22 protein-coding genes are annotated in these 23,064 nt (G+C 70.8%); 11 read left to right on the forward strand and 11 right to left on the reverse strand.

The features are described from left to right. Positions 1 to 656: 656 nt before the first annotated feature. Together IPJ78_13530 and IPJ78_13535 are read left to right on the forward strand one after the other, a co-directional pair. Complete coding sequence (locus IPJ78_13530; protein ID MBK7907564.1) at positions 657 to 1,040, forward strand: hypothetical protein; 384 nt, start codon at positions 657 to 659, stop codon at positions 1,038 to 1,040. 94 nt (positions 1,041 to 1,134) lie between these two features. Further along, the gene (locus IPJ78_13535; protein ID MBK7907565.1) at positions 1,135 to 1,497 is read left to right on the forward strand and encodes a hypothetical protein; all 363 of its coding nucleotides are present in this window, start codon (positions 1,135 to 1,137) and stop codon (positions 1,495 to 1,497) included. Between the two features lie 18 nt (positions 1,498 to 1,515). On the opposite strand, the gene IPJ78_13540 is transcribed toward IPJ78_13535, so the two are convergent. Together IPJ78_13540 and IPJ78_13545 are read right to left on the reverse strand one after the other, a co-directional pair. After that, positions 1,516 to 2,004, reverse strand: coding sequence for an SRPBCC domain-containing protein (locus IPJ78_13540; GenBank protein MBK7907566.1), 489 nt, complete (start codon positions 2,002 to 2,004; stop codon positions 1,516 to 1,518). Beyond that, the gene (locus IPJ78_13545; GenBank protein ID MBK7907567.1) at positions 2,001 to 2,342 is read right to left on the reverse strand and encodes a helix-turn-helix transcriptional regulator; all 342 of its coding nucleotides are present in this window, start codon (positions 2,340 to 2,342) and stop codon (positions 2,001 to 2,003) included. The genes IPJ78_13540 and IPJ78_13545 overlap by 4 nt, the downstream gene beginning before the upstream one ends. A 118-nt stretch (positions 2,343 to 2,460) precedes the next feature. Here IPJ78_13545 and IPJ78_13550 point away from each other — a divergent pair, with 118 nt between their 5' ends. Further along, a complete protein-coding gene (locus tag IPJ78_13550) occupies positions 2,461 to 2,883 on the forward strand; it encodes a DUF2809 domain-containing protein (protein ID MBK7907568.1) in 423 nt (140 codons plus the stop codon). Here the strand turns inward: IPJ78_13550 and IPJ78_13555 are convergent. Beyond that, positions 2,843 to 3,940, reverse strand: a complete 1,098-nt coding sequence (locus IPJ78_13555) for a hypothetical protein (GenBank protein MBK7907569.1) — start codon at positions 3,938 to 3,940, stop codon at positions 2,843 to 2,845. The two genes, IPJ78_13550 and IPJ78_13555, sit on opposite strands and share 41 nt — an antisense overlap. Positions 3,941 to 4,096: 156 nt before the next feature. Between IPJ78_13555 and IPJ78_13560 the strand changes: the two genes are divergently transcribed. Both IPJ78_13560 and IPJ78_13565 read left to right on the forward strand, forming a co-directional pair. Next, entirely contained in the window at positions 4,097 to 4,675 is a 579-nt protein-coding gene (locus IPJ78_13560) for a DUF4256 domain-containing protein (protein ID MBK7907570.1), read from the forward strand. Further along, positions 4,672 to 5,049 (forward strand): hypothetical protein, encoded by a 378-nt coding sequence (locus IPJ78_13565; protein MBK7907571.1) that lies wholly within the window; start codon positions 4,672 to 4,674, stop codon positions 5,047 to 5,049. Before IPJ78_13560 ends, IPJ78_13565 begins: the two co-directional genes overlap by 4 nt. Here the strand turns inward: IPJ78_13565 and IPJ78_13570 are convergent. After that, positions 4,985 to 6,919 carry a serine/threonine protein kinase gene (locus IPJ78_13570; GenBank protein ID MBK7907572.1) on the reverse strand — a complete coding sequence of 645 codons (1,935 nt, stop codon included), beginning with the start codon at positions 6,917 to 6,919 and terminating at the stop codon, positions 4,985 to 4,987. The two genes, IPJ78_13565 and IPJ78_13570, sit on opposite strands and share 65 nt — an antisense overlap. Positions 6,920 to 7,026: 107 nt before the next feature. Between IPJ78_13570 and IPJ78_13575 the strand changes: the two genes are divergently transcribed. Next, positions 7,027 to 8,001, forward strand: coding sequence for a pyridoxal-phosphate dependent enzyme (locus IPJ78_13575; protein MBK7907573.1), 975 nt, complete (start codon positions 7,027 to 7,029; stop codon positions 7,999 to 8,001). Positions 8,002 to 8,046: 45 nt separating this feature from the next. On the opposite strand, the gene IPJ78_13580 is transcribed toward IPJ78_13575, so the two are convergent. Together IPJ78_13580 and IPJ78_13585 are read right to left on the reverse strand one after the other, a co-directional pair. Beyond that, the gene (locus IPJ78_13580; GenBank protein ID MBK7907574.1) at positions 8,047 to 8,799 is read right to left on the reverse strand and encodes a gluconate 2-dehydrogenase subunit 3 family protein; all 753 of its coding nucleotides are present in this window, start codon (positions 8,797 to 8,799) and stop codon (positions 8,047 to 8,049) included. Then, positions 8,796 to 10,628, reverse strand: coding sequence for a GMC family oxidoreductase (locus tag IPJ78_13585; protein ID MBK7907575.1), 1,833 nt, complete (start codon positions 10,626 to 10,628; stop codon positions 8,796 to 8,798). Before IPJ78_13585 ends, IPJ78_13580 begins: the two co-directional genes overlap by 4 nt. Before the next feature lie 193 nt (positions 10,629 to 10,821). On the opposite strand from IPJ78_13585, the gene IPJ78_13590 reads away from it, so the two are divergent. The 4 genes from IPJ78_13590 to IPJ78_13605 all read left to right on the forward strand — a co-directional run bounded on the left by IPJ78_13590 (position 10,822) and on the right by IPJ78_13605 (position 16,193). Next, complete coding sequence (locus tag IPJ78_13590; GenBank protein MBK7907576.1) at positions 10,822 to 12,777, forward strand: CocE/NonD family hydrolase; 1,956 nt, start codon at positions 10,822 to 10,824, stop codon at positions 12,775 to 12,777. 68 nt (positions 12,778 to 12,845) lie between these two features. After that, a complete protein-coding gene (locus IPJ78_13595) occupies positions 12,846 to 13,385 on the forward strand; it encodes a molybdopterin-dependent oxidoreductase (protein ID MBK7907577.1) in 540 nt (179 codons plus the stop codon). A 12-nt stretch (positions 13,386 to 13,397) separates the two neighbouring features. Continuing rightward, the gene (locus tag IPJ78_13600) at positions 13,398 to 14,549 is read left to right on the forward strand and encodes a di-heme enzyme (protein MBK7907578.1); all 1,152 of its coding nucleotides are present in this window, start codon (positions 13,398 to 13,400) and stop codon (positions 14,547 to 14,549) included. Next, complete coding sequence (locus tag IPJ78_13605) at positions 14,550 to 16,193, forward strand: carboxylesterase/lipase family protein (GenBank protein MBK7907579.1); 1,644 nt, start codon at positions 14,550 to 14,552, stop codon at positions 16,191 to 16,193. Here IPJ78_13605 and IPJ78_13610 read toward each other — a convergent pair. Then, positions 16,190 to 16,645 (reverse strand): GNAT family N-acetyltransferase, encoded by a 456-nt coding sequence (locus IPJ78_13610; protein MBK7907580.1) that lies wholly within the window; start codon positions 16,643 to 16,645, stop codon positions 16,190 to 16,192. The two genes, IPJ78_13605 and IPJ78_13610, sit on opposite strands and share 4 nt — an antisense overlap. Positions 16,646 to 16,652: 7 nt before the next feature. After that, on the reverse strand, positions 16,653 to 17,207 hold the full coding sequence (locus IPJ78_13615) for a DUF664 domain-containing protein (GenBank protein ID MBK7907581.1): 555 nt from the start codon (positions 17,205 to 17,207) through the stop codon (positions 16,653 to 16,655). Between the two features lie 85 nt (positions 17,208 to 17,292). Between IPJ78_13615 and IPJ78_13620 the strand changes: the two genes are divergently transcribed. Next, on the forward strand, positions 17,293 to 18,471 hold the full coding sequence (locus IPJ78_13620; protein MBK7907582.1) for a membrane dipeptidase: 1,179 nt from the start codon (positions 17,293 to 17,295) through the stop codon (positions 18,469 to 18,471). Positions 18,472 to 18,492: 21 nt separating this feature from the next. Here the strand turns inward: IPJ78_13620 and IPJ78_13625 are convergent, their stop codons facing one another. The 3 genes from IPJ78_13625 to katG form a co-directional block, all read right to left on the reverse strand. Beyond that, entirely contained in the window at positions 18,493 to 19,611 is a 1,119-nt protein-coding gene (locus IPJ78_13625; GenBank protein MBK7907583.1) for a M20/M25/M40 family metallo-hydrolase, read from the reverse strand. Positions 19,612 to 20,438: 827 nt separating this feature from the next. Further along, positions 20,439 to 20,777: a YggT family protein gene (locus tag IPJ78_13630; GenBank protein MBK7907584.1), complete on the reverse strand. Its 339-nt coding sequence runs from the start codon at positions 20,775 to 20,777 to the stop codon at positions 20,439 to 20,441. Positions 20,778 to 20,820: 43 nt separating this feature from the next. After that, entirely contained in the window at positions 20,821 to 23,031 is a 2,211-nt protein-coding gene (katG, locus tag IPJ78_13635; GenBank protein ID MBK7907585.1) for a catalase/peroxidase HPI, read from the reverse strand. Positions 23,032 to 23,064: the final 33 nt, after the last annotated feature.

Raw genomic sequence — 23,064 nt, forward strand, 5'->3', positions numbered from 1 at the left:
CGGCCCGCCATCGGATTGCCGAGTCGGTCCTGCACCCTGACCTGCACCGGCGCCGCGAGCGCGGTGCCGACTGTCGCACCGAGCGTCCCGCTGTTGACGAGCATCGGCGCCGCAGGCGCCTGCGCGACGCGTACCACGAGCGTGCCGATGATCCCGTTCGCTGACGCGCGGATGAGCGCCTCGCCGTTGGCGACCGCCGTGATCACCCCTGCCGGCGTGACGGTCGCGATGGCCGGTGCGCTCGACGTCCACGTGACCGCGACATTCGCGATCGCCGTGCCAGCGCGGTCGCGGGCCGTCGCGACCATGGTGTCCGCGGCCCCGAGCGCATCGAGTGTGATGGAGGGCGAGTCGAAGTCGATCGCGGCGATGCGCGGCGGCTCGGCGGGGCTCGTGCATGCGACCGCGACCACACCCGCGAGGACGACCATCCGTGCGAGCGCTCGCACCGGGTCAACGCGGCCGCCGGTCTGAACCACCGATCTCGTCGAGTCGGGCATCAGGCTACGATATGCTCCGCGCTGGGACGTCGCCAGCCAAGGTGCGCCGCCCGGGCGCCTGGCGAGTTGACGGAATCAAGTCCGGCGATCGAGCCGACTGGCGACGAGTTCTCTGCGACCGACTCGCAGTCCCCGCGGTCCGACCCGCAGTCCCCGTTGTCCGACCCGCAGTTCGCGCCGTCCGACGCGCAGTTCCCGCCGTCCGACGCGCAGTTCCCGCCGTCCCACGCGCAGTTCCCGCCGTCCGACGCGCAGTTCCCGCCGTCCGACGCGCAGTTCCCGCGGTCCGACGCGCAGTTCCCGCAGTTCGACGCGCAGTTCCCGCGGTCCGACGCGCAGTTCCCGCGGTCCGACGCGCAGTTCCCGCCGTCCGATGCGCAGTTCCCGCGGTCCGACGCGCAGTTCCCGCCGTCCGATGCGCAGTTCCCGCGGTCCGACGCGCAGTTCCCGCCGTCCGATGCGCAGTTCCCACCGACCGCCTCCGAGCTGCCTCCGCCGATCTCGGACCGTTCGTATCCAGCCCCGAAGGGTCGGTGGTGAGTCCTCGCGTTCTGCTGTAGAATCGGTGAGCGTGACGTCGATCGCCCCCAGACCGACGCTGCCATCCCGGACCACCCTTGATCGGAGCCCCCCCATGGTCGCCGCCGAACTCCCCGCGAACGCGAGCCTCGCCGAGCTCCTCAGCGCGCGCGCCCGACGGACGCCGCGCGACCGCCTGGTGCTCGACATCATCGGCGGGGTCCTCATCGCCGTCGCGGCGGCGTGGGCGCGCCCGGGCGGCTGGCTCGCCGTCGCGTCGGCGGCGACCTGCTTCGCCGCCTACGGCGTGTGGGCGCTGGCCGAGCTCCGGCTGCTCCCGCGCCCCTGGCCCGAGCAGGAACCGCACGAGACCGCCTGGCGCGTCGTGCAGGGCGCGGCCGCCGTGCTCGGGATCGCCGCGTTCGTGCTCCTCCTCTTCTCCGCACTCGGCATCGCGCTCGGCCCCATCAAGTCGTAGGCGCGCGCGCGGCCGGCGCTACTTGAGGCCGAGCACGTGCGCGACGAACTGGTCCACGGCGATCTCGGTGCCCTGGTAGAACCCGGACGAGCGGTTCGTCTCGAGCTCCTCCGCGCTCCGGTGCAGCGCGGTGAAGACGTAGCGGGTGCCGGTGCCTTCAGGCCGCATCGTCACGATCGCGGTGATCGGGATGTCGTCGAAGACCGCGGGGCGATAGCCGGGGAAGAGCATCGACGTCCACGCGAGCCGCTCCATGGGCATGACGTCGAGGAAGCAGCCGAGGTTCTGCATCTCGGGTCCGTCGCCCACGGCGATGTCGATGCGGAAGATGCCGCCCGGCCGGACGTCCATCTCGGTGTGCGCGACACGCCCCCAGACCTTGGGCATGTACCACTCCTTGAGATGCTCCGGTCGCGTGAGCGCCTCCCAGACGAGGCGCGGCGGCGCGTCGATGAATCGCTCGATGGCGAAGTCGCGCGCGGGGTCGAACGGGATGGGGGCGCTCATGCGTCGGATTCCTGTGACTTGATGTGGGTGACGTACGCGTCGAAGCGGTCGAGTCGCGACTCCCATGCGCGACGGCGGGCGGCGAGCCAGTGATCGACGACGGTGAAGCGTTCGGGCGCGATCTCGTAGGTCCGCACGCGGCCGCGCTTGCGCGACCGCACGAGGCGGCTGCGCTCCAGCACCGACAGGTGCTGCACGAACGAGGGGAGCTGCATGTCGAACGGCGCCGCGAGCTCGCTGACGGTGGCCGGTCCGGTGGAGAGGCGCTCGAGGACCTTTCGCCGCGTGGGGTTCGCGAGGGCGTGGAAGACGTCATCCGTGTCTGCGGCTCGTACCATGCGCGGCACCGTCCGGGGTTCGAGGGGGCGACCTGCAGGGCGAAGGTTAGGGGTGACTAATACTTCTGTCAATACCTAAGTATTGGAGATCGGGGCGGCCCACCGTACCGTTGAGGCCATGGGACAGGCTCGACCGGGGCGGACCCTCGCCCTCCTCGCCGCGACGATCGCACTCGGCCTCGCCACGCGGCGATTCCCGGGGGCGTTCCCCGACCTCATCGCGCGCTACGGTGGCGACGCCCTCTGGGCGACGATGGTGCTCTGGCTCGTCGTGCTGCTCCGCCCGCGCCTCGCCGTGCGCCGGGCCGCGCTCGTGGCGATCAGCATCGCGGCCGCGGTCGAGCTGAGCCAGCGGTATCACGCGCCATGGATCGACGCGGTGCGCGCGACGCGGATCGGCGCACTCCTGCTGGGCCAGGGATTCCTGTGGAGCGACCTGGTCTGCTACGCCGTGGGCGTGGGGCTCGCCGCTGCGCTGGAGCTCGCGCTCCGGGCGCGGGTCAGTCGAACTTCCACACCTGCATCGACCCGAAGAGCGTGATGCCGAGGATGCCGGGGTTCGCGCCGTCGCCGAAGAGGATGACGTTGCGGCTCAGGTCGCGGCGCACGTAGCTCCAGCCGGACCCGGAGAACCGGTAGAGGTACGAGGTGTCGCTGGAGTTGTTGTTGCCCCAGCGGAACGCCATCCAGATACGGTGCGACCCGTCGGCGTAGAGCGAGACCATGCCGCCGGGACGGTAGTAGTTGCTGGCCCCGTCGCTCTCGCGCAGCTGCGGCAGCCCCGGGCCGGCGACGCGGGTCGCGGTGGTGCGGCCATCGGCGACGCGCCACAGCTCGGTCTGGAAGCCGTTGGCGTCGATGGTGCTGGTGAAATAGAAGTGGCCGCGGCGATCCGGCAGGGCGCTCAGGTAGAGACTGGGGCAATCGATGGCACTCGCCCCGGGCTGTCCGCACGCGACGACCGTCGCCTGTGTCACGGTCGCGCGATCGACGAGCACCACGCCGAAGTTCCGCCGCCACCCGAAGACGCGGCCCTTCGAGGTCATCCAGAGCTGCGCGGTCGGCATCGTGCCGCTGCCGTCGTTGCGCCAAGTGGCGTCACCGGGGAGCGCGCTCCAGAAGGTGTAGCTGGAGTTCACCGCAGTGACGACCGTGGCGCTCACCATGTGCAGGCGTCCATCCTCGGTCTTGGCGAGGAAGGTGGCGCCTGCCACCGGCACCGCACGGACATCGACGTACTCGCCGCCCACCACCTGCATGAGCGAGCCGCCGCCCGCGCTCAGGACGAAGATGCTGCCGTCGTGCTGAGGGGCAGTGGGCGTGCCGTAGCCGACGCCGTAGACCTCCCAGCGCGTGCCGCCGGGCACGAGGCGGACGGTGGAGAGGGCGCCGTCGAGGGCTTGGACGAAGTAGTGCCCGGTGCTGCTGCGCGCGGCACCGGCACCGCTCGCGCCGATCGTCCCGTCGAGCGGCAGTGAGGCGAGCGAGTCGGCGCCACCACCGCCGCCGATGTCGCAGCCGGCGATGCTGACCAGCATGGCCGCCGCGAACGCGGTGCGGCGAAGGAGGGAGCGGGAAGTCGGCAGCGCGCGGAGCATGGCAGGCGGTCTCGAGTGGGTGCGTGGATCTCCACGGAAAGATGCGGCGACCCGGCTCACCCGTCGAGCAGCAGTCCGGCGCCCGGATCCGGCGAGGCCTAGCGCCCCGTCTCACCGCGCGGCAACATCCTTCGCCACCAGCCCCGGAGCATCGCCATGGCCGAGTCCCCCCGCCCCACCACCAAGCAGGCCGATCGCACGACGCCGGACGCGTTGCTGCGCACGCTCGAGGCGCGCTTCGGGCAGCACCCGCACCGACATGCGGGGATCACATGGGCGCAGGTCCGAGCGCGGCTGGAGGACGACGCGAAGGCATTGCGCTCAGTGCAGGCGATGGAATCGAGCGGCGGCGAGCCCGACGTCACGGCGTTCGACAAGCGCACGGGCCGCGTGACCTTCACCGACTGCGCGGCCGAATCCCCGGCGGGCCGTCGCAGTCTCTGCTTCGACCGCGCCGCCCTCGACGCCCGGAAGGAGGCCAAGCCGGCCGGCAGTGCGATGGACATGGCCGCGGCGATGGGGATCACGATGCTCGACGAGGACGCGTATCGCGCGTTGCAGGCCCTCGGCGAGTTCGACCTCAAGACCTCGAGCTGGGTCGCCACTCCCGCCGACGTGCGCGCGCTCGGAGGTGCCCTCTTCTGCGATCGGCGCTATGGACGCGTGTTCACGTACCACAACGGCGTCCAGTCGTACTACGCGGCGCGCGGGTTCCGTGGATCGGTCACGCTGTGAGCGCGCCGCGCGACCGGATCATCCGCACCGCCCTGTGGGCGTCGGTCGCGTTGAACACGCTCGGCGTCGTCGTCTTCGGGCTCCCGGCCATGGGGTATGCGACGCCATTCCTGCCGATCGAGGCGCCGCCGTACTTCGCGGCGCAACTCGCGTTCACCATCGCGCTCTTCGGGGGCGTGTACGCGTGGCTCGCGCGCCGTCCGCGGATCGACCGCCCGCTCGTGATCGTCGGCGGACTCGGGAAGCTCGGCTTCTTCGCGCTCAGCGTCCTCTATGCCATCACCGGTGCGATCCCCGCGGGGATGGCGGTCAACGCGACGCCGGATCTGGTGTTCGCGATGATATTCCTCTGGTGGGCCCGGACGGGCGCGTAGCGTCCTCCACCTCCTGCTGCGCCTCGGCGAGCCGACCGAGATCCTCCCCGATGCGACGCGCGGCGTCCATCAAGGTCGTGAGCGGCTTGAGGTCGGCGGTGCCGGCATGGAGGCGCAGCAGGTCGAGGCGGATCCCCTCGAGCGCGGCGACGCTCTCGCCGAGGTGCGCCGCGGCGACGCGCTTCCGCTCGGCGAGGACGTCGGCCCCCGTGTCGCCGTCGGGCACGAGCGCGGCGACGATCTCGATCTCGGCGCGCGCCTCGGCGGCGCGGGCCTCGAGTGACGCGACGATGTGCGGCAGCTCGGCGAGCTGCTCGCGGTAGGCCGACGGCAGCGCGGCGAAGAGCTCGCCGGCGGCGACGCCGAGGGCGGCCTCGGTCGCGCGGAAGGCGTTCGCGCCCGCGAGCGTGGACCGCTCGGGTGCGCCGAGCCGCCGCGCGAACCACTCGCCGAGCCGGGTGTTCCAGAGGCGCTCGCGGATCCCGGTCTGCCAGAGCTTCCGGATGCCGTTGGGGATGAACTGCACGTCGAGGGCATTGCTCACGGCACCGAGGGCGAGCGTGCTGAGCATCGGCGTGACGATCCAGCGCGCGCCCATGACGTTCTCGTGGACGACGCCGGCGAGGATCAGGCCCAACGTCGTCGCGAGCCAGGTGGCCGACGCGGTGGTCGCGTAGCGGAGCAGACGATGTGCCGGCGGATCGGACGGCGCGCGCACGCTCGCATCGGACTCGGCCTGTTCGCGCCGTGAGACCTCCAGGGCGGCGCGCAGGTCGGCGAGGGTGTGCCCTGCGCGGAACTGCTTGACGGCCTGATTGAGATGGAAGCCGACGATAGGGGCGAGCGGGGCCGCGGTGATCGCGGCGAGGAGCACGATGTCGGCGGGGCCGGCCGGGCGCTGCCCGATGAGCCAGACGAAGAGATTGACCGAGGTGAGCGTGCCGAAGAGCCCGCCCCAGGCGAGGTACGGCACGAGGAGCGGGTTGCGCGCGCCGAGCCAGGCGCGGAGCGTGGGCGGGAGTGCGGGTCGCGCGTCGGGGACGGGCGCGAGCGCGGCCGCGAGCGCCTCGCCGTCCGCGAAGCGGCGCGCGGGGTCGCGCGCGAGGCAGCGGTCGATCGCCGTCGCGAGTGCGGTGGGCACGCCCGGCGCGATGCGCGCGACGGGCGGCGCGTCCTCGATCGCCTGTCGCAGCAGCAGCGCGTGGACGTTCGGCGATTCGAAGGGCAGTCGCCCGCTGACGGCGAGGAAGCCGACGACGCCGAGCGCGTAGATGTCGCTGCGACCATCGACGGCGCCATCGGCCGCCTGCTCGGGGCTCATGAAGTGCGCGGTGCCCATCACCCGCCCCGTGGCCTCCTCGTGGTCCCCGCCGCGGGCGATGCCGAAGTCGGTGACGAGCGCGCGCCCGGTGCCGGCCTCGAGGAGGATGTTGTCGGGCTTGATGTCGCGATGGATGACGCCGCGCCCATGCGCGTACGCGAGCGCCCATGCGACCTCGCGGAGCAGCCGCGTCGCGTCGGCGGGCGGGAGCGGCCCGCGCGTGCGGAGTCGGTCGCCGAGCGTCTCGCCTTCGACGTAGCTCATCACGAAGAAGACGAACCCGCCCGCCTCGCCGACGCGATGGATGGGGACGATGTGCGGGTGCGAGAGGCCGGCGGCCATGCGCGCCTCGCGGACGAAGCGCTCGCGCGCGGCGGGATCGCTGGCGAGGTGCGCGGGGAGGACCTTGATGGCGACATCGCGATCGAGCTGGACGTCGCGCGCGAGGTGAACGACGCCCATGCCGCCGCGGCCGAGCTCGCGCTGGAGCGAGTACTCGCCGGCGAGGGCGGACTGGAGGTCGAGGAAGTCGTCGGTGGGGTTTGGCATCTCGCGTGGAACAATGGCGGCCGCCCGTTCGCGTTGCCAAGTTGATGCTCCACGGTGACTGTCGCACGCACGCCTCAGTCGACCGGACTCGACCACGGAGCCGCTTGATGCTCGCCCCCATCCGCCCGATCACCCTCGCCGAGATCCACGCCGCGCGCGCGCGCATCGCGGGGACGATCCTCCGCACGCCGCTCGTGCGGCTCGACCTCGGCCGAGGCCACCCGGACATCCGCCTCAAGCTCGAGAACCTGCAGCCGACCAACGCATACAAGCTTCGCGGCGCGGTGAACGCGGTGGCGATGCTCCCTGAGTCGGAGCGGCAGCGCGGCGTGTGGACGATCAGCGCGGGCAATGCCGGTCAAGGCGTGGCGTACGCGGCGCGGATGGCGGGCGTGCCCTGCACCGTCGTGGCGATCGAGACGGCCCCGCAGGCGAAGCTCGACCGGATGCGCGCGCTGGGGGCGCGGCTCGTGCCCGTCTCGTACGCGGGGGCGTGGCAGGCGCTGGAGGACCGCGCGTATCCGGGTGTGGAGGGGGCGTTCATCCATCCGTTCGACGACCACGACTTCATCGCGGGGCATGCGACGATGGGGTTGGAGATCCTCGAGGACGAACCGGAGACGCGCGCGGTGATCGCGGCGATCGGCGGTGGCGGGCTGATCGTCGGCGTGGGTGCGGCGATGCGCGCGCTCAGTCCGCTGACCAAGGTGTGGGGCGCAGAGCCGGCGACGGCCTCGCCGGTCGCGCGCTCGTTCGCGGCGGGCTCGGCGCAGGCGTTCCCGGAGTGGGAGGCGTCGTTCGTCGACGGCGCGGGCGGGAAGAGCGTCTTCCCGCGGATGTGGGAACGGATGCGTCCGGTGCTCGACGGTTCGATCGTGGTCTCACTCGCCGAGACGCAGCGGGCGATGCGGCTGATGGCGGAGAAGTCGCGCGTGATCGCCGAGGGCGCGGGGGCGCTCGGGCTGGCGGCGGCACTCACCGGTCAGGCGGGCAAGGGGCCGATCGTCGTGGTGGTGTCGGGCGGGAACATCGACCTCGCGAAGTTCAGCGAGCTCGTGGCGAGCGCGCCGCCGCTGGCCTGAGGGTGCGGCCCACGCGCGGGGATCGCGCGTGGGCCGCCCTGCCCGCTACTCCAGCCCGAGCTGACGCAGCACCGCCGGCGGCGGCGGATCGAACTTGGGCATCGCCACGTTCCCCACGTAGCCGATGTCCTTCATCCCCGCGTCCGTCGTGTAGAACGCCGTCGCCGTCAGGTCGCGCACGAGGTCGAAGAACCGCGCCGCGGCGCGGAACTCGGGCTTCGCGTTCGGGAGATGGCAGATGTCATCGCAGATCGCGGTCTTCTGCGCGGCGGTGAGCCGCGCGAAGTCGCGCGAGAAGCGCTTGCGGCTCTCGAGGTTGATCCAGGCGATGCCGCCGCGCACGCGCACGAGGTCACGCTGGTTGCCGTCGTAGGGCGCGCTCACGTGTTCGTTCACATACGACGGCGCGCCGACGGCCGAGGCGGCGGGGGACTTCTCGTCGGCGGGGATGATCACGTCGCAGAGCGCGGTGATGGTCACCATCTCGGCGGTCGTGAGCCGGCGCGGCCAGTTGGTGCGCGGATACAGGAGGTCGGGATCGGCGAGCGTGCCGCGCGGGCCCGGCGTGACGCCGGTCGGGGCCTGCGTCGCGGGCGCGGCGGCCGGTGCCGCTGGGCGCGGCGTGGTGCCCTGCGCCTCGGCCTCGCCGGCCGCGAGACCGTCGAGCACCGGAAGCGTCGCCGCGGCCGCGAGGACGCGCAGCGCATCGCGACGCTTGAGGGTGACGGGCGCGGACTCGTCCGCGCCGATCGGGGTGTCGGTGCCGTCGGTGTTGGGGAGCTCGGGCGCGTCGCTCATCCGATGTTCCTCTTCTGGAGTTCGTCGAGCAGGTGGTCGCACGAGCGCCACGCGAGCGCGAGGATCGACAGCGTGGGGTTCTTGTCGGCGTTGCTCACGAAGGTCGCGCCGTCGGTGATGAAGAGGTTCTTCACGTCCCACGACTGGCCGTACTGGTTCACGACCGAGGTGCGCGGGTCGTCGCCCATGCGGCAGGTGCCGACCTCGTGGATGATCTGCCCGCCGCGCGCGATGGCGCGCGACCCGTCGGTCTCGACGCGACCGGTGAGCTTGCCCCCCATCGCCTCGATGATCTCGGCGAAGGTCTTCTGCATGTGCGCCGCCTGCCGCGTCTCGTGCTCCGACCACTTCCAATGGAAGCGGAGCACCGGGATGCCCCACTGGTCCACGGTGTCGGGATCGATGTCGCAGTACGAGTCCTCGTTGGGGATCATCTCGCCGCGCCCGTCGAACCACATGAAGGACCCGTAGTAGCGGCGGGCCTCCTCCTTGAGCCGCTTGCCGTAGGCGCCCTGCGTGTAGGTCTCGAGCCCGCTGAAGGTGCCGTTCCCCGGCATGCTGCGGCCGCCGCCGAACTCGATGTGATAGCCACGGGCGAAGCCGAGCTTGCCGGCGAGCTGCTCCTGGTAGAGCCACCAGGGCATGTACATGTGCATCCCGGACGCCCCGTCGGTGTTGTGCGGCGGGAGGTTCTCGAGGATGGGGATCTGGCCGCCGAGCCCGGCGCCGACGGTATCCATGAGATACTTGCCGACGAGGCCGCTGCTGTTGGAGACGCCGTTGGGCGCCTGCTCGCTCTTGGAGTTGAGCAGGATGCGCGCCGTCTCGGCGGCGCTCGCCGCGAGCACGACCACGCGCGCCTTCACGTGCCGGTCGGTGCGCGTGCGCTTGTCGATGTAGCTCACGCCGGTGGCCTTGCCGGTCCGGTCGACCGTCACCTCGCGCACCATGGCATCGGGGACGATGTCGACGTTGCCGGTGGCGAGCGCGGGCGGCAGGAGAACGGTGGTGCTCTGGAAGTTCGCCTTGATGGAGCAGCCGTTGCCGCAGGGTGTGGCCCAGAAGCAGGCCTGCCGTTCGCGCATCGACTGGGCGAGGACGCGCTGGGCAAGCGGGTTGTCCGGGTGGATCCTCTTCGGCAGCGTGTTCGCGTCCTGGCGCTTCGTCATGATCGCGAGGTGCGCCGGGATCACGGGGATCTTGAGCGGCCCGCACGCCTTCTTGGCGAGGAGCTCGACGGCGCGCGGCGCGGGGGCGGGCTGCAGCACGCCCGGTGACGAGCGCGGCGTGTTCTCGAGGTCGTCATCGCCGCCGTAGACCCCGATGAGCATCTCGGTGCGGTCGTAGTACGGCGCGAGGTCCTGATACGTGAGCGGCCAGTCGGCGCCGAGTCCGTCGCGGGTCTTGGGCTTGAAGTCGTACTCGCCCATGCGGAGCGAGATACGTCCCCAGTGATTGGTGCGTCCGCCGAGCATGCGGGCGCGCCACCAGCGGAAATCGGTGCCGGGCGCGTTGGTGTAGGGCTCGCCGGGAACCTCCCACCCGCCGTCGACGGTGGCATCGTAGAAACCGAACGGCTTCTCGCGATAGCCGGCACCGCGCAGCGGGGCCTCGCGCGGGAGCTTGAACATCGGCGTCTCGCGCACCGGGTCGTAGTTCCGGCCCGCCTCGAGCACGAGGACCTTGAGTCCGGCGACGGCGAGCTGGTAGGCGGCCATGCCGCCGCCGGCGCCCGAACCGACGACGATCACGTCGTATTCCGTCTGGGCCTTGGGGTTGCTGAGGAACACGCGACGGACTCCGGGGAGCGAGGGGTGAGCGACGATCATCGGACGATCGCCGCCTGATCGTAACGCGTGGAGGGGAGGCTCGGAAGAGCGCGCGGCCGTCAGGGACTCCCGCGCAGGAAGTGCGGCGCTTCCCTGACGACGCGCGGACGACCGCGGCACGGGCTGCTTGACGCTGCGCCCGGGCGCTCCAACCTTGTGAAGGTCGGGGAACTCACATACAAGGAGTGCTCGGATGCAACGGCGCGCCATCTCCCTCGCCGCACTCGCCCTCTGCCTCGCGGGCGCCTTGCCCGCGCAGGCGCCATCCGCGGTCAACCAGGACAGCCTCCGCGCGGTGCGCTGGAGGATCGAGAACGAACTGCAGTCGCTCGCCGTCGTCGAACGCAAGGTGATGATCCCCATGCGCGACGGCATCCGCATCCAGGCCGACATCTACTATCCGAAGGACGGCGGGCAGAAGTATCCGGCGATCTGGGTGCGCACGCCGTACAACTTCAATTGGTGGGACATCAATCTCGGCGCACCGCGCGACATGACGGCGGCGCTGACGGCGATCAAGCGCGGCTACGCATGGGTGGACATGCAGGAGCGCGGCCACTTCTGGTCCGAGGGGAACTACGACATCCTCGGCGCGCCGGTGAGCGACGGCGTCGACGAGCTCGACTACCTCCGCGCGCGGCCGTGGTCGAATGGCCGGATCGGCACGACCGGCTGCTCGTCGACCGCGGAGTGGCAGGGCGCGGTCGCGGCGCAGGGGAACCCGGGATACGCGGCGTTCAACGTCCAGGGATTCGGCGCCGGCGTCGGCCGCGTGGGGCCCTACTACGAGCAGGGCAACTGGTATCGCGGCGGCGCGGTGCAGATGCTCTTCATCGACTGGCTCTACGGCGAGCAGAATCAGGTGCGGCCGATGTTCCCGGCGAACGCGACGCAGGAGCAGCTGATCCGCGCGTCGAAGTCGTTCGACCTGGCGCAGCGCCTCCCGCCCGTGGATTGGGCGAAGGCCTTCTGGACGCTGCCGGTGCAGAACCTCCTCTCGGCGCTCGACGGTCCGCGCGGCATCTTCGCCGACTCGATGCCGGTCGCCACCGGCGGCGCGATGATCAAGCGCACGCCGAACGACCCCGCCTGGTACCGCGGCGGCCTGTATCACGACGACATGCGCATCGACATCCCGGGCCTCTGGTTCATGTCGTGGTACGACGTCTCGGTGGGACCGAACCTCGAGATGTTCAACATCGTGCGCCGCACGGCGCGCGGCGCGGCGGCGAACCAGCAGTGGGCGATCATCGCGCCGGTGGCGCACTGCTCGTACACGCGCGCCACGGAGCACACGGTGGTGGGCGAGCGCGACATGGGCGACGCGCGCCTGGGCTACCAGGAGATCATGTACGCCTTCTTCGACAAGTTCCTGAAGGGGACGCCGACGACGGCGATCGACACGATGGCGCGGGTCCGCTACTACGTGATGGGCGAGAACAAGTGGCACACGTCGGACGTCTGGCCCCCGCGCGGTGCGGCACCGATGACCTTCTACCTCGGGAGCGGCGGCAACGCGAACACGCTCAACGGCGACGGGGTGCTCAGCACCTCCCCGCCGCGCCGCGACACGCCCGACCACTTCACGTATGACCCAGCCAACCCGGTGATGTCGCGCGGCGGGAACGTCTGCTGCCAGGGGAACGCGGTCGGTGCCGGCGCGATGGACCAGCGCATCACCGAGGCGCGTCCGGACGTCCTCGTCTACACGAGCGAACCGTTCAAGGAGGGGATGGAGTTCTCGGGTCCGATCATCCCGACGCTCTTCGTGTCCAGCGATGCGCGCGACACCGACTTCACGGTGAAGGTGCTCGACGTCGCCCCCGATGGCACGGCCTACAACCTCGACGAGTCCATCCAGCGCATGCGGTACCGCGACGGCTACGACAAGCCGGTGGTCTGGATGCAGAAGGATTCCGTCTACAAGGTCACGCTCCAGCCGCTCAACACGAGCAACTGGTTCGCTCCGGGGCATCGGCTGCGCATCGAGGTCTCGAGCTCCAACTTCCCGCGCTTCGACCGCAACCTGAACACCGGCGGGAACAACTACGACGAATCGAAGGGCGTGGTGGCGCACAGCACCGTGCACCATTCGCGGCTCTACCCGTCGTCGCTCACGGTCACGGTGGTGAACCGCACGCAGCCCTGACCGGCGATCGGTGCCCGGCGGGGAGGGACGGTATATTTGAACGACCGTCCCTCCTCACCGAGTGCCGCATGACCGCCCGCCTCGTCCGTCCACGCCGCCGTCCGCTCCTCGCGCTCGCCGCGGCGACGGCGGCGTTGCTCTTCTCGCTCGCGCCTGCGGCGCATGCGCAGTCCGCGCTCGCCCCCGAGCCGACGATCACCGTCCGTGGTGACGTCCCGACCCCGCTCGTCCTCACCGCGGCCGATCTCGCGGCGATGCCGCGCGCGACGGTGACGACGACGAACAACGGGATGACCACGACCTACCGCGGCGTGTGGGTGGCCGACGTCCTCGCGAAGGCGGGATTCGCCCTCGGTCCCGCCGCACGGCGCAACTCGCTCTCGGGCTACGTGCTCGCCCGCGCGACCGACGGGTACCAGGTGCTCTTCTCGATCGGCGAGCTCGACCCGGCGATCACCGACGGCCAGGCACTCCTCGCCGACACGGCGAACGACCAGCCGCTCTTCGCCGAGAACGGACGCTTCCGCCTCGTGCTGCCGAAGGACAAGCGCGGCGCGCGATCGATGCGGATGCTCGCATCGCTCGACGTGGTGCTGCTCATCAAGTAGCGCGCCCTGTCGATGCGGATCCGCCCCCGGCTGCTCATACCGGTCGCCCTGCTCGTCGCGGCGGCGACACTGGGGACGGCGCTGCGGGCGCCGGAGCCCGACTTCGCATGGCGGATCCCGGCGCCCTTCCCGCGACCGCCGGTCCCCGCCGACAACCCGATGAGCGTCGCGAAGGTCGAACTCGGCCGGCACCTCTTCCACGATGAGCGGATGTCGGTGAACGGCCGGCAGTCATGCGCCAGCTGCCATCAACAAGCGCTCGCCTTCACCGATGGTCTCGGCCAGGCCGTCGGCGCCACGGGGATGCGGCATCCGCGAGGGAGCATGAGCCTCACGAACGTCGCGTACGCTCCGGCGCTCGCGTGGGCCGACCCCACGCTGCACGCCCTCGAGGCGCAGGCGCTCGTGCCGATGCTCGGCACCGACCCGATCGAGCTCGGGCTGGACGGCCGGGAGGCGGAGTTCCTCCGCACCGTGCGCGGGGACGCGACCTACCGCCGGCTCTTCGCGCGCGCCTTCGCCGACGACGCGGAGCCGTACTCCCTCCGCAACGTCGTGCGCGCGATCGCCGCGTTCGAGCGCACGCTGCTCTCGTTCCGGTCGCCATACGACCGCTACCGCTACGGCGGCGAGCCCGGGGCGATCTCCGAGTCGGCCAAGCGCGGCGCGGCGTTCTTCTTCTCGGGCCAGCAGGGCGGCTGCTTCCAGTGTCATGGCAGATGGAACCTGAGCGGCGGCGTCCGCGTGGAGGGGGACACGTCGGCCGAGGGCACGTTCGCGAACACCGGCCTCTACAACCTCGCGGGAGCGCGCTCGTATCCGGCGCCGAACACGGGCGTGCATGCGGTGACGGGACGCGCCGAGGACATGGGACGCTTTCGTGCACCGACGTTGCGCAACATCACCGTGACGGCACCCTACATGCACGACGGGAGCGTCGCGACGCTCGACGCGGTCCTCGATCACTACGCCGCGGGCGGGCGGACGATCGCGACGGGGCCGCATGCGGGGGTCGGGCGACTCAACCCGCACAAGGCACCGAACGTCGATGGGTTCGCGCTGAGCGTCGAGCAGCGGCGAGACCTGCTCGCCTTCCTCGCGACGCTGACCGATACGGCCTTCCTGCGTGACACATCCTTCTCGGATCCGTGGCGGCGGCCCTGAATGCATGAACGGACGAAGTTCCTGACCGAGGCCACGCGCGCGCTCATGCTCGCGACGTGCCTCGCGTGCGCCGCGTGCACGCCGGATACCGCCAGTGACCACGCGCGCGTCGTGAAGCTCCCGCAGGGCGCGTATCGCGCGCGCGCGGTCGAGGACGGTGTGTTCGCGTTCCTCGGCATCCCGTACGCGCAGGCGCCGACCGGCCCGCTGCGGTGGCGCGAGGCGCTCCCGCCATCGCCGGCCGACGGGATCATCGACGCCAGCGAGTACGGGCCCAGCTGCCGCCAAGCCATCGACTCCGTCGAAGCGGCATCGCTCAGGCGTCAGGACGAGGACTGCCTCAGCGTCAACGTCTGGACGCGGCGCGTCGATGGCCCACCGCGCCCGGTGATGCTCTGGATCCATGGCGGGGCCAATGTCAGCGGCGGCACCGCCGACCCCATGTACGACGGGCACCACTTCGCGCGCGACAATGACGTGGTGCTCGTCTCGGTGAACTACCGGCTCGGGCCATTCGGGTTCCTCGACCTCTCGGAGGTCGGGGGCGCGGCGATGGACCGAAGCCGCAACCTGGGACTGCTCGACCAGCTCGCGGCACTGCGCTGGGTGCGCGCGCACATCGGGGCGTTCGGCGGCGATACGGCCAACATCACGGTCTTCGGCGAGTCGGCCGGCGGCTCGGCGGTGATGCGCCTCATGGCGATGCCGCTCGCCAAGGGCCTCTTCGACAAGGCGATCATCGAGAGCGGCGGACCGGCGAACATCGCCGTGAAGGGCTATCCCAAGTCGGACGACATCCCGATCGCGCAGGAACTCGCGCGCGCGTTCATGCAGGAGGCGCATGCTGCCGACCTCGCGGCGCTGCGGGCACTGCCGGCCGACACGGTGCTCGCCGTGGCCGCACGCGTGGCGGAGGCGCGTGGCGACCAGCTCGGCGTGAGCACCTGGGGCGCGCGCGTGGATGGGGAGGTGCTGCCCACGGACCTCTTCGGCGACATCTGGCGTGGCGCGAATCCCGACGTGCCGGTCCTGATCGGCACGAACGAGGACGAGATGCTCTACTTCCGGCTGTACGATCCGGAGTTCGAGCGCAACCTGATGCGCGAGTACCGGGAGAAGGGGAAGGCCATGGGGCGCGATTTCTCCCGTGTGCGTGAGATCGCCGACCGCTTCACGGCGGGGAGCGACGATCCGATGCGCTACGTGGAGTTCGCGGGCGAGTTCTGGCTCCGGCAACCGTCGATCATCCTCGCCGAAGGCCAGGCGCGGCACAGCGCCGTCTTCATGTACCTGTTCGCCTGGGATTCGAGGGTGCCGGGCCTCGGCGCGAGCCACGCGATGGAGTTGCCGTTCGTGTTCGGCCATCTCGGCGCCGATGTCGAGTCGTTCACCGGCCCTGCGCCGCCGGCCGCGCTGTCCCGTCGCATCCAGGCCGCCTGGACCGCGTTCGCCACCACGGGAGATCCGACCGTCGCGGGCGAGCCGGCGTGGCCGCGCTACACCGCCGACTCACGCGCGACGATGCGGATCGTCGATGGACCGTGGACCGTGGAGCACGATCCGAAGGGCGAAGCGCGCCGGCTGCTGCGCCAGATGTTCGACGTCCCTTCCGACACGGCGACGCCGCCGGGCGGGGCGCGCTAGAGCGCGAGCGTGAGGAACGCCGAGTGCGGGTCGTCGGGATAGTCGCCGAAGGGCCCGCACGACGTGAAGCCGACGCTCTCGTAGAGTCGCCGCGCCGGCAGGAAGGGCGCCGAGGCACCGGTCTCGAGGCTCAGCCGCGCGTATCCGCGCTCGCGCGCGACCGCGATGATGTGGTGGATCATCGCGCGCCCGGCCCCGCGACGCCGGGCGGTCTCCGGCGTCCGCATGGACTTCACCTCGCCGTGCGCGGGGTCCAGCTCCTTGAGCGCGCCGCACCCGAGCAGCGTGTCGCCGTCGCGCACGCTCCAGAAGGTGATCGACGGGACCTTGAGCCGCGAGACGTCGAGCGCGTGCACGCTGCCCGCGGGGGTGATGGCGTGCATATTCCGCAGGTGTTCCTCGAGCAGCGCGAGGACATCAGGACGCTCCGGATCGTCGATCACGATGTGCATCGTCATGTCACGCCCCCGGCGGGGCGTCGGTCATCCCCGCGGGCAGGAAGAGCGGCCGCGCGAGGCCCCCGGTGTCGTCATAGAAGCGGACCGCGCCATCCGGCGCAGCGGCCTTCGCCATGAGGATGAGCTGCCCGGTGTGCCCGGAGAAGTGCTCGACCACATGGTAGATCGCGGCGAACACCGTCGTCGTGCGCCCCTGGATGACTCGCGACTCGCCGAGCGCGCCGGCGTCGAGGCGGTCGAACACCGCGACGGCGTCGGCACAGGCGGCGTCGAGCGTCGCGAGCAGTGCGTCGAGCCCCGCCCCGTCGCGGGCCGCGAACTCGGCGTCGCGCTGGCGCACATCGGGGGCACCGCCGACGCCGCTCACGATCCACTGGCGCACGTTGCCGGCGAGGTGCAGGACGAGATTGCCGGCGCTGTTGGACGACGCGTTCGCGCGCTGCCAGAGAAGGTCGGCGGGCATCGCGCTGAGGGCGAGCCGGATCTTGCCGGGGTACTCACGGCCGAGGTAGTAGCGCGAGCGCTCGAGGAAGGTGGAGGCGAGGTCGTGGGGCATGGTCGCAAGATCGGTGTGTCGCGGGCCGCGGTCCAGTCGGACGCCCGCTCTTGTGTGGCTCCCGGGCGGGTCGCACATTCGCCCGATGCATCGTCGCGACCTCTTCCGCCTTGCCGGCGCCGCCGCCCTCTCCTCCGCGGCCGCCCCCGCCTTCCTCCGTGGCCGCTACCGCCTCGACGCGCAGTCCCCCGCCGAGTATTCGGCGCGCACCATCCGGCTGATGCAGGAGTCGGCGGTCGTGGACATGCTCTGCCAGTTCGCCTTCGCCGACGAGCGCGAGGAGGGGACGCCGCGTGCCGACCGGTGGATCCAGGATCCGTCGAGCTTCACGGCCGCCGACTTCGAGCGGTTCCGCGGCTCCGGCGTGAAGACGCTCGCGCTCGGTCGCGGGGGCGCCGGGTACGAGGACCACCTCAAGTTCATGGCCGAGTGGAACGGGTTCATCGCGTCGCGCCCGGAGTGGTTCATCCGCGTCGATGGCGTGGACGACCTCCGCAGCGCGCGCGCGGACGGCCGCATCGGCATCATGATCACGGCGCAGAACGCGGACTACTTCCGCACGCCGGCGGACGTCGAGACGTTCCATCGGCTGGGGCAGCGGGTCGCGCAGCTCACGTACAACTTCCAGAACCGCATCGGCGCAGGGTTCCTCGAGCACAATGACGGCGGGCTGAGCGTCTTCGGCCACCAGGTCCTCGCGGCGATGCAGCGCGTCGGGATGACGGTGGACCTCTCGCACTGCGCGGACCGCACGACGCTCGACGGGATCGCCGCGGCGACGAAGCCGGTGGTGTTCACGCATGGCGCGGCGCGCGGGCTGATGCCCGGCTATGCGCGCTGCAAGAGCGACGAGGCGCTCAAGGCGCTGGCGCGGAACGGCGGCGTGATGGGGATCGCGTTCATCCGCTTCATGATCCGCCCCGAGGCCCCGGTCACGGTGGAGCATGTGGTGGACCACTTCGACTACGTCATCAAGCTCGTCGGCGCGGAGCATGTCGGGATCGGGTCGGACCTCGACATGGCGGGCCTCGGGACGCCGATCCCGAAGGGGAACGTGCCGTTGTCGGTGGCGTCGCAGGCGAACTTCGAGCGGTACAAGGCGTACTACGCCGCCGACGGCGGGGTGCACGTGGACGGCATGGCGCACCCGAAGCGGATCTTCGACCTCGTCGAGGCGATGGGCCGTCGCCGCTACAGCGACGACACGATCCGCCTCGTACTCGGCGGGAACTTCATCCGCGCGGTCGGGGCGAGCTGGGCGTAGCGGCGCCCAGCTCGCCGTCCCTCAGTAGCGCGGGTTGGTCCGCCGCGGCGCATTGCCGCAGTTGGCCGGCCAGTTCGCCGGCCACTGGCCGGGCGACTTGGTGCGATCGATGAACGCCGGATCCTCCGACGCGAGGTACGCGAGCATCGCCGCGAGGGTCGCGTTGTGCTTCACATCGTCGAACACGACCTTGTCGTAGGTGTCGCGATTGGTGTGCCAGGTGTAGGTGTTGTAGTTCCACCCCACCGCCCCCATGCCGATCGACGGCGTGCCGTAGCAGGCGAAGACCGCGCCGTCGGTGCCGCCGGGGTTGCCGGTGGGCACGTCGCGGAAGCTCCACGAGACCGCGTTCGCGCTCATGCTGTCGGTGAAGAAGCTCGGCAGCTTCGCGTACCAGCCGCGCAGGTGCGGGCCGATGTCGGTGAGCCCCGACGACGAGAGCGACTGCACGCGCCCGGTGCCGTTGTCCTGGTTGAAGAGCGCCTGCAGTCCCTTCATTACTTCGGGATGATCGTTCGCGAAGGCGCGCGAGCCGTTCAGTCCCTGCTCCTCGCTCGCCCAATGCCCGACGATGATCGTGCGCCGCGGGTTCGGGTAGACCTTCTTGAGGATGCGCATCGCTTCCATCGCCATCAGCGTGCCGGTGCCATTGTCGGTCGCGCCCGACGAGCCGTCCCACGAGTCGAAGTGCGCCGACAGGATCACGTACTCATCCGGCTTCTCGCGGCCGCGGATGGTGGCGATGGTGTTGAACGCGGGCACCTCGCCGAGCAGGTCGGCGTCGGCGTCGATCCGCACCATCGGCTTCTGGCCGTTCTCGGCGAGACGATAGACGAGGGAGTAGTCCTCGCAGTCGAGCGTCATCGCCGGCGCGACGGTGTTGTAGGTCTCGAAGACCTCGATCACACCCCAGCCGCCAGTGCCCTGCGGCGGCGCCGGCGCGCGCAGCGCCGCGGCCATCCCGCCGCCGCTCATGTTGCTCGCTGGCGTGGCCGCCTGCCCACCCGGGCCACCGGGACGTCCGCCGGCGAAACCGCCGGGCGCGCCGCCGAAGCCGCTGAGCTTCGCGCGCGAGGTGATCATCCCGGCGATGCCCGCCTGCTCGAGCCGGAGCCCGAGCGTGCCGGTGCCGAGACCCATCGACCGGCCGGTGCCGCGATAGAGGCGCGTGCTGTCGCGCGTGTCGCTCGCCCAGTCGGCCTGCATGACGCTCACGATCGAGTCCATGCGCGCCTTCGAGGTCGGGGTCGCGAAGCGGAACCAGTCCTCCGACGGGCGGCAGGTCGGCCATGCCGGCGAGAGGAGCACGATCTTGCCGCGCGCCTGCGGCAGCCACCGCACGAACTCGGTGCTGTCCTTGAACTTCGGAAGGATGATCGCCTCGGCGGTCACGGGGCGGCCCTTGGTGCCGGGGCTCCAGGCGAGCATCGTGCCGTCGAGCGTGCGCGCGCGCGGCCCCACGAGGTCGATGTGCGAGAGTCCGCGGCGCCACCCGCGCCAGGTGCCATAGGTATCGCGCCGCGCGTCGATCCCCCACTGCTTGTACTGGCTCACGACCCAATCGCTCGCCGACGCGTAGCCGGGACTGCCGGTGAGCCGCGGCCCGATGGAGTCGAACATGACCTGACCGAGACGCTCGGTCATCGAACTGTCCATGCCGACCGTCCAGATGCGCTTCAGGACCGGGTCGTCGGTGGGGAAGGTGAGCGGAACGGAGCCGGCGAGCGGTGCGCGCGGGGCCTGCTGCGCCGCGAGCGGAACGGCGAGGGTCGCGCACAGCGAGGTGGCGACGAGGCGGACGAGTCGCATGGACGAGGGGGTGACGGGTGGGCGACGGCGGAATGGTCGCCGGCGTGGTACCGTGTGAAGGTACGCCGCGATGGCATCGCGCGTTGGCCGGCCGCCGACGCGTCCTCGCGAGACGGCCGTGTGCGAAGCACGCGGACCCGTTGCGGCACGCAAGCGAGCTAGATCGCCGTCTTGCGCGTCCCCACCATGCGCAACAGCGCGTTCACCGCGGCATGCAGGAGCGCATAGGCCACGAGCGCGACGATGATCGGCACCACGAGGGTGTTGCCGCCGTCGGTCGTCGGACTCTCGACGATGCCGCGGAAGGGCGCGTAGAAGGGATCGGTGATGGTGGCGATGAATCGCACGAAGCCGGTCCCCGACCGCGCGGCGATGAGCGCGAGCACGAGCCGGATGCCGAGCAGCGCGTAGAGCAGGAAGAACGCGTAGTCCAGGAACTGCGAGCCGCGGGCGACGACGCGGACCTTCCCTGCCCTGCGTCGCGACGGGAAACCCATCGCACGTACGGGCTAGTCCGCGCCGCGCGCGCGGACCACCCGCTCAGGCGAGGTCGAACCGGTCCAGCTCCATCACCTTGCTCCATGCCGCCACGAACGCCTGCACGAACCGCGTTTCGCCGTCGACGCTCGCATACACCTCGGCGAGCGCGCGCAGCTGCGAGTTGGACCCGAACACCAGGTCCACGCGCGTGCCGGTCCACTGCACATCACCGGTCGCGCGATCACGTCCCTCGAAGACCCCGGACGACCCTGCGGCCGGCTGCCAGACCGTCCCCATGTCGAGCAGGTGCACGAAGAAGTCGTTCGTGAGCGTCTCCGGACGCTTGGTGAACACGCCGTGCTGCACCTGACCATGATTCGCGTTGAGCACCCGCAGACCGCCGACGAGCGCGGTCATCTCGGGCGCGGTCAATGTGAGCAGCTGTGCGCGGTCCACCAGCAGGGCCTCCGCCGCGACACTGTACTCCGTCTTCATATAGTTGCGGAACCCGTCCGCGGTCGGTTCGAGCGCCTCGAACGACTCGATGTCGGTCTGCTCCTGCGCGGCGTCCATCCGGCCCGGCGTGAACGGCACGGTGATGTCGTGCCCCGCCTTCTTGGCCGCCGCCTCGATCGCGGCGCAACCGCCGAGGACGATGAGGTCGGCGAGCGAGACTCGCTTGCCGCCCGTCTGCGCCGCATCGAACGCCGCCCGCACCTGCTCCAGCGCGCCGAGTACCTTCGCGAGCCGCGCGGGCTGGTTGGCCTCCCAGCTCCGCTGCGGCTCGAGCCGGATGCGTGCGCCGTTCGCGCCGCCGCGCTTGTCCGATCCCCGGAAGGTGGACGCCGATGCCCACGCCGTGGAGACGAGATGCGCGATGGGCGTTCCCGTCGCGAGGATCGCGGCCTTGAGCGACGCGCTGTCCTGCGCGTCGATCAACGGGTGATCGACCGCCGGGATCGGATCCTGCCAGATGAGCTCTTCCTGCGGCACGAGTGCGCCGAGGTAGCGCGCGCGCGGCCCCATGTCACGGTGCGTGAGCTTGAACCAGGCGCGCGCGTACGCATCGGCGAAGGCCGCCGGGTCCTGATGGAACCGCTTCGAGATCGCGGCGTACGTCGGGTCCATGCGCATCGCCATGTCGGCGGTGGACATCGCGGGGAGCACCTTCTTCCCGGGCCGATGCGCGTCGGGGACGATCGCCGCGTTCACCTTGTCGGTCGGCTCCCAGATCCAGGCACCCGCGGGACTCTTCACCAGCTCCCACTCCCACCCGAAGAGCGTGTCGAAGTAGCCGTGGTCCCACGTGGTGGGATTCGGCGTCCAGGCTCCTTCGAGCCCTGAGGTCGTGGTGTCGGCGCCCTTGCCGGTGCCGAGCGCGTTCTTCCAGCCGAGGCCCTGCTCCTCGATGGGCGCGGCCTCGGGCTCCGGTCCGACGAGGGCCGGATCGCCCGCACCGTGCATCTTGCCGAACGTGTGCCCGCCGGCGGTGAGCGCGACCGTCTCCTCGTCGTTCATCGCCATGCGCTTGAACGTCTCGCGGATGTCACGCGCAGAGGCGAGCGGGTCCGGTTTGCCGTTGGGACCTTCGGGGTTCACGTAGATGAGCCCCATCTGCACCGCGGCGAGCGGATCCTCGAGCTCCCGCTCCCCGGAGTAGCGCTTGTCACCGAGCCACTCGGCCTCGGCGCCCCAGTAGATGTCCTCCTCCGGCGCCCAGATGTCGGCGCGACCGCCGCCGAAGCCGAACGTCTTGAAGCCCATCGTCTCCATCGCGACGTTGCCGGCGAGGATCATCAGGTCGGCCCAGGAGATCTTGCGGCCGTACTTCTGCTTGACCGGCCAGAGCAGGCGGCGCGCCTTGTCGAGGTTGCCGTTGTCGGGCCAGCTGTTGAGCGGGGCGAATCGCTGCGAGCCGTTGCCGGCGCCGCCGCGGCCATCAGCGGTGCGATAGGTGCCCGCGCTGTGCCACGCCATGCGGATGAAGAGCGGTCCGTAGTGCCCGTAGTCGGCGGGCCACCACGGCTGCGAGTCGGTCATGAGGGCGGCGAGGTCCTTCCGCAGCGCGTCAAGGTCGAGCGTCTCGAACTCGGCCGCGTAGTCGAAGCCGGCATCCATCGGGTCGGAGAGCGACGAATGCTGGTGGAGGATGCCGAGGTTCAGTTGCTCGGGCCACCAGTCGCGATTGGTCGTGCCGCCGGCGGTCGCCGCCTTCGGGGCGTCATGCATCACGGGGCACTTGCCGCCGTTCTCACCGCTCTTGCCGTTCATCGTTCGCTCCGTACGGGACTGAGTGTCCATCCT

Source organism: Gemmatimonadota bacterium, assembly GCA_016714015.1.
Taxonomy (GTDB): domain Bacteria; phylum Gemmatimonadota; class Gemmatimonadetes; order Gemmatimonadales; family Gemmatimonadaceae; genus Pseudogemmatithrix.